We start from the raw sequence: 1,149 nt of genomic DNA, 5'->3' as shown, positions 1-1,149 counted from the left end.
CCTTCCTCAGTGCGGGGCGTCGCGGAGGAGGTCGGCGGGGGCGACGAGGCCGGTGCGGTAGGCGAGGACGACGGCCTGCACGCGGTCCCGGGAGCCGGTCTTGAACAGCACTCGGCCGACGTGGGTCTTCACGGTCGCCTCGCTGACGAACAACTGGCCGGCGATCTCGGTGTTCGAGGCGCCGTAGGCCATCTGGACCAGCACCTCCCGCTCCCGCGGGGTGAGCTCGGTCAGCGCGCTCGGGTCGACCTGGCCGGTGCCGCCCCCGTTGCCGGCCCCGCGCAGGATCGGCGCGACGTGCTGCAGCAGTCGGCGGGTGGAGCTGGCCGCGATCACCGAGTCGCCGGCGTGCACGGTGCGCACCGCGGCGAGCATCTCCTCCGGCGGAGCGTCCTTGAGCAGGAAGCCGCTGGCCCCGGCGCCGATCGCCGCGACCACGTACTCGTCGAGGTCGAAGGTGGTGAGCACGACGACCCGGGGCGGCTCGGGGAGCGCCGTCACCAGCTCGGTCGCGGCGATGCCGTCGGTGCCGGGCATCCGGACGTCCATCAGCACGACGTCGGCCGGCGTCCGACGCAGCAGCTCGACCGCCGCAGCGCCGTCCCCGGCCTCCCCGACCACGGTGAGGTCGGGCTGGGAGTCGATCACCATCCGGAACCCGGCCCGGACCAGCTGCTGGTCATCGACGAGGACGACGCGGATCTGGCTGTTGTTCATCGTGGTGGACCGTAGGGCAGGGACGCGTGCACGCCGAACCCGCCGCCGGTCCGCGGCCCGGCGATCAGTCGCCCGCCGTGCAGCGCCGCCCGCTCGCGCATGCCCAGCAGGCCCTGTCCCTGGCCGTCGGACTCCACGATCGCCGCCGATGCGCCCCGGCCGTCGTCCAGCACGGCCAGCTCCAGCGCATCGGGCCGCCAGTGCAGCCGCACCCACGCCCGACCAGCCGGGCCGGCGTGCTTGAGCACGTTGGTCAGCGACTCCTGCACGATCCGGTAGGCGGCCAGCTGCGCGCCGGCCGGCAGCGGGCGCGGGTCGCCCTCGACGACCAGGTCGACGGCCAGGCCGCTGGCCCGGACGTCGGCCACGAGCTGGTCGATCGCGGCGACGTCGGGCTGCGGGGCGTACTCCTCCCCGTCGCCCTCCCGCAGC

General features: G+C 74.8%; 2 protein-coding genes. Both read right to left on the bottom strand.

Features of this window, described 5'->3' with window-relative positions:
- Positions 1 to 6: 6 nt before the first annotated feature.
- The gene (locus G5C62_RS27175; protein ID WP_164703434.1) at positions 7 to 717 is read right to left on the bottom strand and encodes a response regulator transcription factor; all 711 of its coding nucleotides are present in this window, start codon (positions 715 to 717) and stop codon (positions 7 to 9) included.
- Positions 714 to 1,149: sensor histidine kinase (locus G5C62_RS27170; protein WP_241176180.1), on the bottom strand; the 436-nt coding region annotated here is incomplete at its 5' end. The genes G5C62_RS27170 and G5C62_RS27175, both read right to left, overlap by 4 nt.

The sequence above is a fragment of the Modestobacter sp. KNN46-3 genome (genome assembly GCF_011039295.1).
The sequence above is the reverse complement of the archived record's forward strand: the minus strand, read 5'-3'. Positions and strand labels throughout refer to the sequence as shown.

Excerpts from the sequence above, each read along its gene's own strand:
- G5C62_RS27175 (WP_164703434.1), bottom strand. The coding sequence starts at position 717 with ATGAACAACAGCCAGATCCGCGTCGTCCTCGTCGATGACCAGCAGCTG.